This is a genomic window from Chryseobacterium barbadense, assembly GCF_042849955.1.
In the GTDB taxonomy this organism is placed as follows: domain Bacteria; phylum Bacteroidota; class Bacteroidia; order Flavobacteriales; family Weeksellaceae; genus Chryseobacterium.
Map to the genome: position 1 here is coordinate 35,300 of NZ_BAAFHL010000003.1, position 15,766 is coordinate 51,065.

General features: G+C 36.9%; 12 protein-coding genes and 1 tRNA gene. 8 read left to right on the forward strand and 5 right to left on the reverse strand.

Going from position 1 to position 15,766, the window contains the following annotated elements:
• Positions 1 to 53: 53 nt before the first annotated feature.
• The gene (locus ACGHIN_RS03195) at positions 54 to 431 is read left to right on the forward strand and encodes a helix-turn-helix transcriptional regulator (RefSeq protein WP_390450754.1); all 378 of its coding nucleotides are present in this window, start codon (positions 54 to 56) and stop codon (positions 429 to 431) included.
• Between the two features lie 2 nt (positions 432 to 433).
• Here ACGHIN_RS03195 and ACGHIN_RS03200 read toward each other — a convergent pair whose 3' ends face one another.
• Complete coding sequence (locus ACGHIN_RS03200) at positions 434 to 730, reverse strand: MGMT family protein (protein ID WP_390450902.1); 297 nt, start codon at positions 728 to 730, stop codon at positions 434 to 436.
• Positions 731 to 805: 75 nt separating this feature from the next.
• On the opposite strand from ACGHIN_RS03200, the gene ACGHIN_RS03205 reads away from it, so the two are divergent.
• On the forward strand, positions 806 to 952 hold the full coding sequence (locus tag ACGHIN_RS03205) for a hypothetical protein (protein ID WP_390450756.1): 147 nt from the start codon (positions 806 to 808) through the stop codon (positions 950 to 952).
• A 74-nt stretch (positions 953 to 1,026) separates the two neighbouring features.
• Here ACGHIN_RS03205 and ACGHIN_RS03210 read toward each other — a convergent pair whose 3' ends face one another.
• From ACGHIN_RS03210 to ACGHIN_RS03220, 3 genes are read right to left on the reverse strand one after another with little or no spacing between them, the layout of a single operon-like run.
• The gene (locus ACGHIN_RS03210; protein ID WP_390450757.1) at positions 1,027 to 2,001 is read right to left on the reverse strand and encodes a deoxyhypusine synthase family protein; all 975 of its coding nucleotides are present in this window, start codon (positions 1,999 to 2,001) and stop codon (positions 1,027 to 1,029) included.
• 60 nt (positions 2,002 to 2,061) lie between these two features.
• Positions 2,062 to 2,454: an alternative ribosome rescue aminoacyl-tRNA hydrolase ArfB gene (gene arfB / locus ACGHIN_RS03215; RefSeq protein ID WP_390450759.1), complete on the reverse strand. Its 393-nt coding sequence runs from the start codon at positions 2,452 to 2,454 to the stop codon at positions 2,062 to 2,064.
• 18 nt (positions 2,455 to 2,472) lie between these two features.
• Positions 2,473 to 3,483 carry an AMP-binding protein gene (locus ACGHIN_RS03220; protein WP_390450761.1) on the reverse strand — a complete coding sequence of 337 codons (1,011 nt, stop codon included), beginning with the start codon at positions 3,481 to 3,483 and terminating at the stop codon, positions 2,473 to 2,475.
• A 102-nt stretch (positions 3,484 to 3,585) separates the two neighbouring features.
• On the opposite strand from ACGHIN_RS03220, the gene ACGHIN_RS03225 reads away from it, so the two are divergent.
• Both ACGHIN_RS03225 and ACGHIN_RS03230 read left to right on the forward strand, forming a co-directional pair.
• A tRNA-Gln gene (locus tag ACGHIN_RS03225) sits at positions 3,586 to 3,656 on the forward strand.
• Positions 3,657 to 3,980: 324 nt separating this feature from the next.
• A complete protein-coding gene (locus ACGHIN_RS03230) occupies positions 3,981 to 4,304 on the forward strand; it encodes a hypothetical protein (protein ID WP_390450763.1) in 324 nt (107 codons plus the stop codon).
• 169 nt (positions 4,305 to 4,473) lie between these two features.
• Here the strand turns inward: ACGHIN_RS03230 and ACGHIN_RS03235 are convergent, their stop codons facing one another.
• Positions 4,474 to 4,770 (reverse strand): helix-turn-helix domain-containing protein, encoded by a 297-nt coding sequence (locus tag ACGHIN_RS03235; RefSeq protein ID WP_390450764.1) that lies wholly within the window; start codon positions 4,768 to 4,770, stop codon positions 4,474 to 4,476.
• Positions 4,771 to 4,955: 185 nt separating this feature from the next.
• Between ACGHIN_RS03235 and ccoN the strand changes: the two genes are divergently transcribed.
• The 4 genes from ccoN (at position 4,956) to tamL (ending at position 15,765) form a co-directional block, all read left to right on the forward strand.
• The gene (ccoN, locus tag ACGHIN_RS03240) at positions 4,956 to 7,235 is read left to right on the forward strand and encodes a cytochrome-c oxidase, cbb3-type subunit I (protein ID WP_390450766.1); all 2,280 of its coding nucleotides are present in this window, start codon (positions 4,956 to 4,958) and stop codon (positions 7,233 to 7,235) included.
• A gap of 18 nt (positions 7,236 to 7,253) precedes the next feature.
• A complete protein-coding gene (locus ACGHIN_RS03245) occupies positions 7,254 to 8,135 on the forward strand; it encodes a c-type cytochrome (RefSeq protein WP_390450767.1) in 882 nt (293 codons plus the stop codon).
• Between the two features lie 281 nt (positions 8,136 to 8,416).
• Positions 8,417 to 13,438, forward strand: coding sequence for a translocation/assembly module TamB domain-containing protein (locus ACGHIN_RS03250; protein ID WP_390450769.1), 5,022 nt, complete (start codon positions 8,417 to 8,419; stop codon positions 13,436 to 13,438).
• Positions 13,438 to 15,765: a translocation and assembly module lipoprotein TamL gene (tamL, locus tag ACGHIN_RS03255; protein WP_390450771.1), complete on the forward strand. Its 2,328-nt coding sequence runs from the start codon at positions 13,438 to 13,440 to the stop codon at positions 15,763 to 15,765. Before ACGHIN_RS03250 ends, tamL begins: the two co-directional genes overlap by 1 nt.
• The last annotated feature ends 1 nt before the right edge of the window (position 15,766 follow it).

The window sequence follows — 15,766 nt, forward strand, 5'->3', positions numbered from 1 at the left end:
CTTGTACAATATTTGTACAAATTGTATTTTTATCTGAGTTTAAGAAAACACCCATGCAAAAAGAAAAATTACGTTCGCTGAGAAAGAAAAAAGGATATACACAACAGCAGATTGCTGATGTAATTGCCACCGACGTATCCAACTACAGCAGAAAAGAAAGCGGAGACGTAAGAATCATTAAAGATGAATGGGATAAAATTGCTCGCTTTTTAGATGTTTCTGTAGAGGAAATTTATGAAGATGACGACGCTAAGGTGATAATTAATAATGAACATCCTGTCTTCAATGATAATGCAGCTTCATCAGTGATCACTCAGTTTAATAATTTTTCAGCTTCAGTTATTCAGAATCTTCAGGATTACATCTCTCTTTTAAAAGAAGAGAATGAGAGGCTGAAAGAACAATTAAAAAGCTTAGAAAATAAAAAATAGCTTTACAACTCCTTTAACGGGTCCCAAAACAGTTTTTTGAAATTTTTAATTCTGAAATTTTCAATACTTATGCCTTCTGCTTCCAGCTTAGGCTGAAATTCCGGCACAGATAAGGTCCCCGAGCTTGAGATAACACGATGGGCCGGAACATCCTTCGGACACCCTCCCATTGCCTTACCCACATGGCGCGAGTGATTGGGATAGCCTACCGCTTTTGCAATAGCTCCATAAGTAGAAACACGGCCTTTGGGAATAAGCCTTGCCACTTCATATACCTGTTGTTTGAAAACCTCATCCATATGCAGTAATTTAGAAAAGACAGCTTTGTTTTGCATTATTTTTGGACTCTGATAGGAGCATCAAAATATAAAGTTATGAAAAAATCTTTTTTCCGGCTGCTGAATAGAATTAATAAGGCTGTTTTACCAAAATTAAGCAACAAAGATCCCAATACACTCACTAAACTTCAAAAGGGAATTTTAGCTTACAGATACTTTGTTCTGATCAATTCTCTTGATTAATGACTCATTAGCAAGAGAAAAAATAAAAACGCCTCACAAAAATGAAGCGTTCATATATTAAATAGTATTCTTTCTTAAGAATTCTCCAAGATATAAGAAAACATCAGCGGAGCACAAATAGTGGCATCGCTTTCAACGATAAATTTAGGTGTAGTGATATCCAGTTTACCCCAGGTAATCTTCTCGTTCGGAACGGCCCCTGAATAAGAACCATAAGATGTAGTAGAATCTGAGATCTGACAGAAATAAGACCAGAATGGAATATCATGCATTTCCATATCCTGGTATAACATCGGCACCACGCAAATCGGGAAGTCTCCTGCAATACCTCCACCGATCTGGAAAAAACCAACTCCTTTTCCATCAGAGTTTTTAGTATACCAATCCGCAAGATAAGTCATATATTCAATTCCAGATTTCATGGTAGAAGGCTTCAATTCTCCTTTAATGCAATAAGAAGCAAAAATATTTCCCATGGTGGAATCTTCCCAGCCAGGAACTACAATCGGAAGGTTCTTCTCCGCTGCTGCAATCATCCATGAGTTTTCCCTTGGAATTTCATAATATTGCTCCAAGACCCCCGAAAGGATCATTTTATACATGTATTCATGCGGGAAATATCTCTCTCCTTTAGCTTCAGCATCTTTCCAAATCTCCACAATATGCTTCTGCAATCTTCTGAATGCTTCTTCTTCAGGAATACAGGTATCCGTTACTCTGTTCAAACCTCTTTCCAATAAATCCCATTCTTCCTGAGGCGTAAGATCTCTGTAATGAGGAACTCTTTCATAATGCGAGTGCGCAACAAGGTTCATTAAATCTTCTTCAAGGTTCGCTCCTGTACAAGAGATGAAATCTACTTTTCCCTGGCGGATCATTTCAGCTAAAATTTTCCCCAACTCAGCAGTTGACATGGCTCCTGCCAAAGTGATCATCATTTTCCCTCCATCCTTCAGATGCGCTACATATCCTTTGGAAGCATCCACCAATGCTGCTGCATTAAAGTGCAGATAGTATTTTTCTATGAATTCAGTAATCGGTTTGTTCATTATTTTTGATTTTTGCAAAGATAAAACTTAAAAACGGAATGTGCAGCCACGATCATAAATTTAAAATTTGAAACGCCGGTTCTCTTTCTTATCAGATAACTTCTTTTTGGTATCCAGCCTTTTTTCTTTTTGAGCCTTCGATGGTTTGGTAGCGATTCTTTTTTTGGGAACGATTAAAGATTTATTTACAATCTCAAGGATTTTTTCAGCCACCTTATTCTTGTTCATTAATTGAGTTCTGCTTTCTGAAACCGTTAAAAACAAAAAACCTTCAGCATTGATCCTGTTTTTTAATTTATTTTGAATTAAAACCTTTTCATCATCATTAAAAAATTCAGAGTCCTCGACTTTCCAAAGCACCGTCACGGATGTCTCCACCTTATTCACGTTCTGCCCTCCTGCCCCACTGCTGCGGGAAGTTTTAAAACTGAGCTCTTTGGAAAAATCTTTCATGATTATTGAATTCTAGATTTATTTTATAATGAGATCATGCAGTTCTCTTCTATTCACCTTTCCGTTGGGTGTCCTTGGAATTTTATCTATGAAAATAATCTCTTTAGGTCTGTGAAAACTTTTCTCAAATTGAATTTCCAAAATTTTTTTGATAAGATCTTCTGATTCTTCTCCTTCTATAATCAATATCAATTTTTGTCCCAAACTTTCATCTTCAACTCCTGAAATTACTGCTTCATTCGGAATTTCTCTTTTTATCAGAGCTTCCAGTTGTTCAGGAAAAATCTTTGCACCTCCTGAATTGATTACATTATCAACTCTTCCTAAAAACCTGAACTGTTTTTCGTTTTTAATTTCAACTAAATCATTAGTCTGAATAATCTCAGCATTGAGATCCGGAGCAAAAATCTTCAGACAGCCTCTCTCATCGATTGAAATAGAGATATTTTCAAAAACAGTGAAATAATCTTCCGGTTGAGGCGTAATTTGCCTTAAAGCAATATGGGAAAGTGTTTCAGACATTCCATAGGTTTCATAAATATGAGTGGCAGAATCTGAAATTCTTTTTTTAAGGCTTTCAGACACTGCAGCTCCACCGATAATAAGATTTTTAATCCAATGTATTTTATCTAGTGAATTTTCCACTTGAAGTGGAGTCATTGCACAAAAATCTATTTCAGAATCTAGATTTCCGAGGGGTTTCAATGACGGATCTGATATCATCAACTTTAATTTTCTTTCAATAGAGCGCACCATCATCATTTTACCTGAAATATATTCTACCGGTAAACATAATAATGCTGTATCCCCTTCTTTTAATCCCAAGAAATTGCAGGTCATCACTGCAGAACGAATCATCCTATTTTTTTCGATTTCAAAAACTTTTGGAGTACCGGTAGATCCTGAAGTCTGGATTTTTACCATTTCAGTATTCGAAAACCATTCCTCTAAAAATTTTTTGATTTTTTTTTCAAAATCCGTCCCAAAGTCTAAATTATTAATTTTGAGATTATTGAAGTCTATAAGCATAATGACCGTCCTTAAAAAGTGGAGTAAATTTAAAAAAAATTGTAAAAAGTTCTTGTACAAAAAGAAAAAAGCTGTAAATTTGCACCACTGAAACAGAAACAAAGACCCATGGTGTAGCGGTAACACTACTGATTTTGGTTCAGTCATCTGGGGTTCGAATCCCTGTGGGTCTACAAATCGCCTTTATTTAAGGGCGATTTTTTATTTATACCCCCAATTTTACCCCAACTTAAATTTAGTATTTCAAATCTAAATGGCTATATTTGAGTTAAAAGAGAGCTATTGCTTCGAAATTCAAATTTATAATACTTTGCAATGATTGCGGTATCTCCGTTACATAAAACTTGATTGGGGAAAATGGAAAATTAACATCCTGAGTTATTTATTTAACAATCAGCAATTAAGATACAGTGAATTAAATATAAAACCGTATATGAACTGACTGAGCTTGGAAATTCCCTAAATAAAATAAAATCCTTGTTAGGAATTGACTAATTATGAAAGATCAAATTAAAGTGTTTTTAATGCTGGCAATACTTGTATTAGGCATATATTATATTGCCACTAGTTTACGGAAAAATGAACTCAATAATATTGAATTTATCAACAAAGATTTTAAAATTACTCAAGGTATAGTAACAAGAAAATCGGTGCAGAAAGGGAACCATTTATGGGTAAAATATAATGTTGATGGTAAAGAATATGTCAATTCTGATGGCTTTATTTGGTATCAAAAATTTAATGTAGGAGATACCATTCGTGTTAAGTACTCAAAAACGAAACCTGAGTTGATGATCACAGAATTTAACGAGTACTTTTAGTTAATCTCAAATATTATATCCACAGGCAAGACATAGTTCTTGCCTGTAATTTTATTGCCTATATATTTTCGATATAAATATGACAGATGATTTAAGGATGTTAAAACAGGAATATTAACATTGTACTTTTTAGAGCTTTTCACAAAAACTTACAAGCATTGCCAAAATTCTACTCTTTCAGATATTCATCCGGAACCGGAATATTATTTTGCTTTATATAATTGAGCAGCTCATGATATTTGTCTTCATAATCATCCGAGCATTTATGGGAAATGCTGCATATTTCCGAAGGTTTAATGTCCAAAATATCTGAGATTTTTGTCAGGATCTCGAGGTTGATCTTCACCTTGGAATTTTCAATATCCGAATAAGCCTTCTGGGAAATCCCCATTTCAAAAGCCATATACTCTTGGGTAAAGTCTTTGCTTCTCCGGATTTTTCTAATGTTTTGGCTGCATATTTTCATTGTGCTTGTTTTAGTAGTTTTCGGTATATTTTAGAAGGATATCAACTAGCCTCTAACAAAGTTAATAAATACCTTTGGCATAACATTATACACGTTACATGATATTTATTTTCCTGATAAAATCCAGCTCAGAAAAAGCAAAACGATAAAGGATAAATATCACTTCTGGACAATACATTGGAATTATGGAGACGCAACAATTTAATTATGACAATACCATTGTCAGAGCATTCTTATATGCTACCGTTATATTTGGACTTATCGGTTTTCTTATAGGTTTAACTGCCGCCTTAATGCTTTTCTATCCGGAACTTCCGGAATTCTTATTCGGAACAGACGACACGACTATTCAAAGTTTAAGAAGTGGCAATATTCAGGGGTTGATTAGTACACAAGGAGCTATGGGATTCGGAAGAATAAGAATGCTGCATACGAGTGCGGTCATCTTCGCTTTTGTGTGCAATTCATTCTTTTGCGGAGCCTATTACAGCTTACAAAGGCTATTAAAAACAAGAATGTACAGTGATACATTGTCCTGGCTTCATTTCTGGACATGGCAGATTATGATTATCAGTGTGGTGATTACCTTCTTAATGGGAATTAACACTTCTAAAGAATATGCAGAACACGAATGGCCGATTGATATTCTGATCGCATTCTCATGGATTATCTTCGGAATCAATATGTTCGGAACGATTGCAAAAAGAAGAGTGAGACACCTTTATGTAGCCATTTGGTTCTACATTGGTACCTGGATTGCTGTGGCAATGCTTCATATCTTTAACAACTTAGAGGTTCCATTATCTTTCACAAACTGGAAATCATATTCTGCTTATGCGGGTGTAAAGGATGCTCTTGTTCAATGGTGGTATGGTCACAACGCAGTAGCATTCGTATTAACAACACCGGTTCTTGGTTTGATGTATTACTTCTTACCTAAAGCAGCGGACAGACCGGTATTCTCTTATAAGTTGTCTATTATTCACTTCTGGTCATTGATTTTCGTTTATCTATGGGCTGGTCCTCACCACCTTCAGTATACAGCACTTCCGGCTTGGGCACAAGCGTTGGGAACAGGGTTCTCCATCATGCTTATCGCACCATCTTGGGGAGGAATGCTAAATGGTCTTCTTACGTTAAGAGGAGCCTGGGATAAAGTAAGAGAAAATCCTATCCTTAAATTCTTCGTGGTTGCAGTTACCTGCTATGGTATGGCAACATTTGAAGGTCCCCTTTTAGCTACCAAATCTTTAAATAAAATCGGACATTATACCGATTGGGTTATCGGACACGTTCATATTGGTGCTTTGGGATGGAACGGATTCATGGCCTTCGGAATTGTATATTATCTCATTCCTGTAATGTGGAGAACTAAACTTTGGTCTGTAAAATTGGCTAACTGGCATTTCTGGTTAGGTACATTAGGAATCATTTTCTATGCAGTGCCCATGTATATTTCGGGGTTCACTCAAGGGTTAATGTGGAAACAGTTCAACCCGGATGGAACATTATTATGGAAAAACTGGCTGGATACCGTAACCGCTATTATTCCTTATTTCAAAATGAGATTCTTAGGTGGGCTTTTCTACCTTTCGGGAGCCATTTTAATGACCATTAACGTTTATAAAACCATCAGGTCAGGTTCATTCCAGAAAGAAGTTCCTGCGGAAGCACCTGCTTTGGCAAACATCGGAAGTCAGAGAAAAGAAGGGGAAGGAATACATCTTTGGCTGGAAAGAACTCCAAAACTACTCTCCATATTAGCTTTCATAACCATCGCTATCGGAGGGTTGATAGAGATCGTCCCTACCCTTACCATAAAAAGTAACCTGCCCCAGATTACCGCTGTAAAACCTTATACTCCATTAGAGCTGGAAGGAAGAGATCTATATATCCGTGAAGGTTGTAATTCCTGCCACTCACAAATGATAAGACCTTTCAGAGATGAAGTTGTAAGATTTGAAGGTAAGAACGGGCAGTACTCAAAAGCAGGAGAATTTGTATATGACAGACCATTCTTATGGGGATCTAAAAGAACCGGACCTGATTTACACAGAGAAGGGGGAAGAAACCCGGATTCATGGCACTTTAAACATATGTACAACCCAAGGATTACTTCTGCAGGCTCCATTATGCCACGTTTCCCCTGGTTGATCACCAATAAACTGGATCGTTCTGAAATGGTGAATAAAATGAAATTAATGAAAAACGCTTTCGACGTACCTTATACAAAGGCACAGATAGATTCCGCCAACCAATGGGCAGACAATCAGTCAAAAGCTATTGTTAAAAGAATTTATGCAGAAGCTACCGATGTAAAAGATCAGGTGGAAAAAGACAGAATGACAAAAGGAGGTGCATTTGTACCGCTTGAGCAAAGAGAGATTATTGCTATGATTGCCTATCTGCAAAGATTGGGAACCGATATCAAGACCACAGATATCAAAACAGCAAGTGCAGAATAAAGATTTAATGAAAGAACAATGAAAACGAGAACACCAATTTCAGTATATATTGCCGTAACGATAGGTTTAACCATTATGGCATTCGAAATGTTCAGCCAGGACGGAAATTATTTTTCTTCACCCTACTTTTGGGTATTGCTGATCATTACCACTATTCTTCTTTTCATCATGAATTCCATTGGAGATCTGATTGAGAATGAAAATTTCAGCAGACTGACCGAAGAAGAAAAGAAACAATATCTGGAAGAGAAAAAAACATCTTACTTTCAAAAACTCTGGAATTCTGCTTTCAAAAAACAATCCCAGTCTGAAGAAAAAGATATTCTTATCGACCATGGCTTTGACGGAATTACAGAACTCGACAATTCTCTTCCAAAATGGTGGATCGGATTATTCTGGTTCGGCTGTATCTTCTGCGCTGTGTATATGATCGCGTTTGCTTTCACCGATTATGCGCATCCGGATTCTGAGTATGAATCAGAAACAAAAACCATGATGGCTTCCATAGCTGAGTTTGAAAAAAATGCACCTTCCATTAATCTGGAAACGGCTAAATATAGTGCCGATAATATTGCTGAAGGTGAGCAACTTTTTAAAACCAATTGTGTTACCTGCCATTCAGATGGAGGAAAAGGAGGTATCGGACCAAACCTTACCGACGGACACTGGATCAATATCAAAGAAAAAACACTTTTTAAAAATGTATTCTGGATGCTGGAAAATGGCTCTCCCAACAACCCAACGATGAGGCCTTTTGTCAAAGAAGGAACTATAACGGGAAGAGATGCTGAAAAAATTGCGGCGTATGTTTACCACATCAATCAGGAAACAGCTCCTGTGACGGAAGCCAAGGGAGGAGCTGCTCCTCAGGGGGAGCAAGCAAAATGGGAGAATGAATAATAACAACCGATAAAACACTCTATTATATATAAATCATGCCATGCCCCCTGACTAACATTTGAATTTTCATTTTTTGCAAAACCTTTTCATACATAAAATGATCTAAAGGGGGCTTTTAAAAATAAATCCAAGCTTTGGCTGTTCATCAACTTATTCACTTGACTAGACTAAACTAAATTCCATAATAGAGCAGCCAAGGCAGGATTTTTGTATTCAAATTGGAATACCACAACAGATAATATTTGAGGTTCATTTGTTATCTTTGTTTAAAACCCGAAAATTTGAAACTGAAAATCAACAAAAGAAAAATTCTTAAGGGTATTCTCATAACGATTATTTCGATATTCGTTTTGCTTACCCTGCTTATTTTCAGTTTACGTCTTCCGGTAGTTCAAAATTTCTTAAAAGATAAACTCGTTGTTTATCTGGAGAAAAAAATCAAAACCAAAGTTAGTATAGACAGGGTGTATGTGGGATTTCCCAACAGCCTGGTCATGGAAAAGCTGTATCTGGAAGGTCAGAATAAAGATACCCTTTTAGCAGTCAGAAAGCTTGATGTCGGGTTGCACATGCTCAAGCTCATCAATTCTACTGCAGACATCACTTCGGCCAGTATGGAAGGAGTCCGGGCTAATGTGGTGAGAAAACCGGATGGAAAATTCAATTTCGATTATATCATTGATGCTTTTGCAACAAAAGATTCGGAGGAAAGCCCGTCCAAACCGTTCATTATTTCTCTTGATAAAATTAATCTGAAAGATATTGGCGTCACTTTCAACGACCAGCAATCCCGAAATGATCTTAAAGTATATTTCAGATCATTTGATACCAGAGTACGAACCTTTGATCTGGATAAAAACACCTATGCATTCAATGACATTAACCTCGACGGATTAAAACTGAAATTAAAACAGGATCTGGTAGAAGAAGTTTCCGAAAACGTAGAAGAAAAGGTAGATTCCCTTAATCAGAAAAAGCCCATGAGAATTGGCTTAAGAGGAATAAAACTAACGAATTTCGATATTGATTATGGTGATGACAACACCAAAACTTTCGCCAAGGTTCTGTTCAAAGAATTAAGTACTAAAGTCAATAAACTTGACCTGGAGAACAATTCCTACAATATTTCCAATGTGATCCTTTCCGGTGCGGATATTAATGCCAATCTTTATCTGCCTGCACAAAATGCGAATCCAAAAAATTCAAAAGAAATTGCTGCAAAACCGGAAAAAGAAAAAGCACTTCAGTTACTTTTAGGTAAGCTTCTTCTGAATGATGTAAAGGTGATTTATAATAATACTGCCATTGCCCCCACAAGAACAGGAATGGATTTCAATCACTTGAATTTCTCAAAAATGAACCTGGAGGTCAGAAGCTTCAAAATGGAAAACAATACTTTTGCGGGAACAGTGAATTCTGCAGAAATCCAGGAAGCACGTGGCTTGAATATCCAGAAATTCAATACCGATTTTGTATATGAAGAGAAACAGGCTTATCTGAAAGACCTTTACCTTCAAACCCCTAAAACTGTTTTGCGGGATGAAATTATATTGAACTATAATTCTATTGAACAATTAAGTGCGAATCCGGGAGCCGTAAAAATTTCTGCCAACATCCGTAATTCTAAGATCGGATTTTCTGATATTCTGAATTTTGTTCCGTCATTAAGAAGCACCGTGCCTTTTAATAAATATCCAAATGCCATAGTAAATGTGAATGCTTTGGTAAATGGAACGGTAAATGATTTAATGATTAATGATTTAAAATTATCAGGTTTAGATCAATTAAAAGTTTCTGCGGCTGGAAGAATCAGAAACGCCATGAATCCTGAGAATTTATATTACGACCTCCGGATCGGGGAATTATCTTCATCGGGAAAAACAATTTTCAATCTGGTTCCTAAAAATACGATCCCTTCCAATATTTCCCTACCCTCTTTTTTCAGTATAAAAGGGACTGCTAAAGGAACTACAAAAATGGTCAACACCAACCTGAACCTTACCTCAACGCTTGGAAATGCAGGAATTGTTGCTCAGGTAGATATGAGAAGGAAAAATCGCGAACTATATGATATTAAAGCCAATCTTCAGAACCTGCAGGTCGGCAAAATCATTCAGAATAAAGACCTGGGGGCCTTTACCGCACAAATTTCTGCCAAAGGGGAAAGTTTTGACTTTAAGAATGCCAAAGCAAACCTGAAAGGATATGTAAGTTCCGCAGGCTATAAAGGCTACCGTTATCAGAACATGAACTTAACCGGCAAGATCAATCGTGGCGCTTACGATATTGTATTGAATTCAAAAGATCCGAATGCTAATTTACAGTTAACCGCTTCCGGAGTTTATGATGAAAAAAATCCAACAGTAAAAGTTAACGGAAACATCATTAAACTTGATCTGAACAGGCTTGGTTTCTATCAAAAGCCTATGATCATCGCAGGGAAAATCGACGGGGATTTCACCAATTTAGATCCCGATCATTTGAACGGATATCTCAATCTTCAGGATTTTGCCATGTCTGACACCAAAGAAGTATATCCTATCCAGGAAGTGAATGTGAAGGCTGTTTCTACGGCAGATTCAACCAAAATCAATCTGAATTCCCAGATTGCAGATGTGGAACTAAAAGGTAAATATAAGCTTACTCAGATTTTCGGTTCCTTACAGCAGACCATCAACCAATATTATCAGTTCCAGAAACCTGATAAACCACAAAAGATTGAAGCCGGACAATATTTTACTTTTACTGCTAAAATCAAGAACGATGACCTGATCAGGAAATTTGTTCCGGATCTGAAGAGTTTTGAAACTATTAATCTAGTCGGAAATTATGATGCCGATTCGCAAAAAATTGAAATAGACGGACAAATCCCGCAAGTTTTATATGGGGAAAACTCAATTGAAAATGCCTCATTGAAGGTAACCAATGAAAACCAGGCTTTACAATATAATCTGGATGTCGCTTCCTTAAAAAGTGAAAGCTTTGCGTTGAACAAAGTCAATATTAACGGAGATGTTGCCAATAACATTCTCAATTATAACATTACCACCAAAGATGAAAAAAATACGACCCGTTTCTTAATCGCAGGAAATGCCAAATCTTTGAATGATGTCACGGAAATTTCGTTGAATCCAAATGGTTTAAAATTAAATTACAATGACTGGACCGTTGCCGAAAATAATAAAATCCAGATCAGCAGCAATGGAATCGTAGCTGATAATTTCAGGCTTTCCAGTGCAGGAAGTGAAATTCTGCTCCAATCGGAAGCCAGTTCACCAACCAGTCCTTTAAATGTTTCGTTGAAAGATTTTAAAATAGAAACCATTACGGAAATCATTAAGAAGGATTCATTGCTTGCCAAAGGAACCGTTAACGGAACTGCACAGCTCAGAAATGTTACTAAAAATATGACCTTCACTTCCGATCTGAATATTTCCGACCTGATTGTCTATGGAAGTCCGGTGGGAAACCTAGCGGTGAAAGTCAACAGCACTTCAGCCAGTATCCTGAATGCGGATGTTGCCCTTTCCGGAAATAATAATGATGTAAAAATCCTCGGAAATTATAATACTTCTTCAAGCAATTTTGATTTGAATATGGATATCAACCAACTTCAGATGAAGAGTATTCAGGGATTCACTATGAATGCAATTACCAATACAGAAGGATATCTTTCAGGAAACCTGAAAATCACAGGCAGCACCGAGAAGCCTGCTATTTTAGGAAAAGTAAGATTCAATAATGCAGGGTTGATGATTTCACAGACGGGAAGTGATTTCAGGAATATTAACGATGAGATTGATTTTACCAACCGTGGAATTGCCTTCAATCAATTTAAAATAAAAGACAAAGATGGAAATTCACTTGCTTTGAACGGGGAAATTCTCACTCAAAACTATAGAGATTTCGCTTTCAATTTTGATGTGAATGCTAAAGATTTCAAAGTAGTGAATTCAGAGAAATCAAATGAAGCCATTATGTATGGAATTCTTGCCATTGATGCTAATCTGCATGTTCGTGGAAATTTAGACCTTCCGAAAGTAGACGGAAAATTAGCCGTTGCCGACAATACGGATTTCACCTTTGTTTTACCTCAGTCGACTCCTTCTTTACAGGAGCGTGAAGGCATTGTTGAATTCATTGATCAGGATCAGGTTGTCCTCAATCAGACGATCAAAGCAGACTCACTGAATGCAGACAGCCGTATCAAAGGAATGGATGTGAATGTCAATATAGAAGTTCACAGAGAGGCACAATTGTCTATCCTAATTGATAAAGTAAATGGGGATTTCGTCAAACTTCAGGGGGAAGGTCAATTGACAGGAGGAGTTGATCCGTCCGGAAAAACAACGTTGGTAGGAGTATATGAGGTGGAAAAAGGTTCTTATGAACTGACAGTAAGTGTACTAAAACGTAAATTTGATATCCAGAAAGGAAGTACGATTACCTGGACCGGGGAACCTACTGCCGCCAATCTGGATATTACAGCCGTTTATAAAACCGAAGCTCCGCCAATTGATCTATTGGAGCAGCAATTAAGTGGCATGTCTGCTTCAGACATGAATATGTATAAACAAAAGATCCCTTTCAATACTTTACTTAAAATGAAAGGAGAGCTTTTAAAGCCCCAAATCACATTTGATATTACCACCGAAGAAGAGAATAATGCAGTAGCGTCTTCTGTAATAGATAATGTGAATGCTAAACTTGCTCAGCTGAGAACTGAAGAATCTGAAATGAACAAGCAGGTTTTTGCGCTGCTATTATTGAACCGTTTTGTAGGTGAAAATCCTTTCCAGAGCGGCGCAGGGTTAACTGCTGAATCTATGGCAAGACAGAGTGTGAGTAAAATTCTTTCTCAGCAATTGAATAATCTTGCCTCCGGATTAATCAAAGGGGTGGATTTGAATTTTGACCTTGAATCTTCAGAAGATTATTCTTCCGGAGAAAAAAATACAAGAACCGATCTTAATGTAGACATCAGTAAAAAACTGCTGAATGACCGTTTAAAAGTTTCGGTGGGAAGTAATTTCGGACTGGAAGGTGATGCAAGGCAGAATGAAAATATGACGAATATTGCGGGTGATGTTACCGTAGATTATAGTCTTTCCAAAGATGGAAGGTATATGTTACGAGCGTATCGTAAGAATGAGTATCAGGTAGCTCTTCAGGGGCAAATCGTAGAAACAGGAGTCGGGTTTATCATTACACTGGACTATGATAAATTCCGGGAGATTTTCCAAAAATCCAGAAAGAACAGAGTTAAAGAGAATAAGACCAATCAAGTAGTAGAGTTTAAATAATGAAAAGTACATTACATACCTATCTTAAGTATCTATTGGTTTCGGGTTTTGCCTTAACAATATTTTCATGCAGTAATACCAGGTTTTTGAAAGAAGGACAAATGTTGTACACAGGAGCTGATATTAAGATTGAAGATGATACGATTTCGAAAAAGGAAAAGGGCGACCTGAAAACGGCATTGGAAGACAATCTTACTCCAAAACCCAATTCTTCATTTCTGGGATTACGTCCAAGATTATATTTCTATAATATTACCAAAGAACCTGAAAAGGAAAAAGGATTCCGGTACTGGATGAAATATAAAGTGGGAGAAAAACCTGTCTTATTGGGAGATGTAGACAGGGAATTCAATAAAGATATCATTGAAAATTATTCTGAAAATAAAGGCTATTTCAATGCAAGAGCCTCTTATGATACGGTTTCTAAAAATAAAAAAGCAAAGGTTATTTATACGGTAAGGCCGGGAGCAAGGTACTTGATCAGCAATGTAAAATTCCAGAAAGATTCTTCGCTTGTGAATCGGGAAATTCAAAACCTGACGGATAAAACCTTATTAAAACCCGGAAAACCTTTTGACCTGGATGTTATCAAAACAGAAAGAGAAAGGATTGATAACGGATTAAAAGAAAAAGGATTTTACTACTTTCACCCGGATAATATCATTGTTCAGGCAGACAGTACGGTAAGTAAAAATCATAAGGTTGAGCTCAATGTAAAACTGAAAGATGACACCCCAAATCTGTCTAAACAACAGTTCAGTATTGATAAGGTGATCGTATTTCCCAATTACAATATTCAGGATGTAAAAGATGGTAAGTACAGCATTCCCATGAATACAGACTCACTTTCTAAATACGCCTATAATGATATTTACGTCATTGATCCTCAACACAAATTCAAACCAAAGATTTTTGACAGGGCGTTGTATTTTGAAAGAGGAGATTTATACAACCGTGCCGATCATAATCTTACATTAAACCGTCTGATCAGTTTAGGAGTATTCAAATTTGTAAAAAATGAATTCATTGTTTCAGACTCTCTGAATCATAAATTTGATACCTATTATTTATTGACTCCAAGAAAGCTGCAATCTCTTCGTCTTGAAGCTTTGGGTAGGACCAACTCCGCCAATTATGCGGGAAGCGAGCTTAATCTAAACTGGACCCACCGAAATTTTTTCCGGGGTGCGGAACAATTCAAAGCTTCTGTTTACGGAGCTTTTGATGTGCAAATAGGTGGTCCGGAAGATGCCAATAATATTTTCCGGGCGGGAGCCAATGCACAGCTTTCCATTCCAAGGATTGTGGCGCCTTTCCGTTTCCACTCTTCCAGTGCATTTGTTCCGAGGACCAATATCAGTTTAGGATATGAATTCCAGAACCGTACGCAATATTACACATTGAATAATTTTAATGCCTCGTTCGGCTATGTATGGAAAGAAAATGCAAGAAAGGAACATGATTTAAAAATATTTGATGTTACCCTGGTTTCTCCTGCCAATGTAACTCCAAAATATGATTCTCTGTCTAAAAACAGCTCTGCTCTACGAAGAGTGGTCGACAAACAACTTATTTTTGGCCCGATTTATACTTTTACGTACACCAACACCATGCTTCAAAAGACCAATACGTTTTATTATCGCGGATTGGTTGATCTTGCTGGAAATTTAACCGGACTGTTTACCGGAGCTAATGTGAAAAAAGGGAAACAAAAAGAAATTTTTGATATTCCGTTCAGCCAATATGCTAAGATTGAAAATGATTTAAGATTCTATCATAAGTTTGCTGAAAAAACTTCTTTTGCCTCAAGATTGATTGCAGGGCTAGCCTATCCGTACGGAAATTCAGAACATATTCCGTTCTCAAGACAATTTTTTGCTGGGGGAAGTAACAGTATCCGTGCTTTCCGCGCCAGAACATTAGGACCCGGAAGTTATGATCCGAGAACACAAACGGATGGAATTTTCTTTGATCAGGCGGGAGATATAAAATTGGAATTGAATGCAGAGTACCGCGCTAATCTTTATAAATTTTTAAATGTTGCCGTTTTCGCAGATGCCGGAAATATCTGGCTGGTGAACGAAGACCCTGAAAGACCAGGCGGAAAGTTTTCCAAAAACTTTTTAAGTGAAATTGCCGTAGGTGCAGGAGTAGGATTACGACTTGATTTTTCCATTTTAATTCTAAGGTTAGACTTGGCGATGCCTTTGAGAGTGCCTTATTATGAAAAAGGAGACAGATGGACTTTTGATAAGATTAATTTCGGAGACAGCAGCTGGAGAAAAGATAATCTTATTCTGAATATTGCAATCGGATATCCTTTCTAAT

Bases quoted from the DNA above. Each gene is read 5' to 3' on its own strand.
- ACGHIN_RS03235 (WP_390450764.1), bottom strand. From the start codon at position 4,770: ATGAAAATATGCAGCCAAAACATTAGAAAAATCCGGAGAAGCAAAGAC.
- arfB (WP_390450759.1), bottom strand. From the start codon at position 2,454: ATGAAAGATTTTTCCAAAGAGCTCAGTTTTAAAACTTCCCGCAGCAGT.
- ACGHIN_RS03245 (WP_390450767.1), top strand. From the start codon at position 7,254: ATGAAAACGAGAACACCAATTTCAGTATATATTGCCGTAACGATAGGT.
- ACGHIN_RS03230 (WP_390450763.1), top strand. From the start codon at position 3,981: ATGAAAGATCAAATTAAAGTGTTTTTAATGCTGGCAATACTTGTATTA.
- tamL (WP_390450771.1), top strand. From the start codon at position 13,438: ATGAAAAGTACATTACATACCTATCTTAAGTATCTATTGGTTTCGGGT.
- ACGHIN_RS03195 (WP_390450754.1), top strand. From the start codon at position 54: ATGCAAAAAGAAAAATTACGTTCGCTGAGAAAGAAAAAAGGATATACA.
- ACGHIN_RS03220 (WP_390450761.1), bottom strand. From the start codon at position 3,483: ATGCTTATAGACTTCAATAATCTCAAAATTAATAATTTAGACTTTGGG.
- ACGHIN_RS03205 (WP_390450756.1), top strand. From the start codon at position 806: ATGAAAAAATCTTTTTTCCGGCTGCTGAATAGAATTAATAAGGCTGTT.
- ccoN (WP_390450766.1), top strand. From the start codon at position 4,956: ATGGAGACGCAACAATTTAATTATGACAATACCATTGTCAGAGCATTC.
- ACGHIN_RS03210 (WP_390450757.1), bottom strand. From the start codon at position 2,001: ATGAACAAACCGATTACTGAATTCATAGAAAAATACTATCTGCACTTT.
- ACGHIN_RS03200 (WP_390450902.1), bottom strand. From the start codon at position 730: ATGGATGAGGTTTTCAAACAACAGGTATATGAAGTGGCAAGGCTTATT.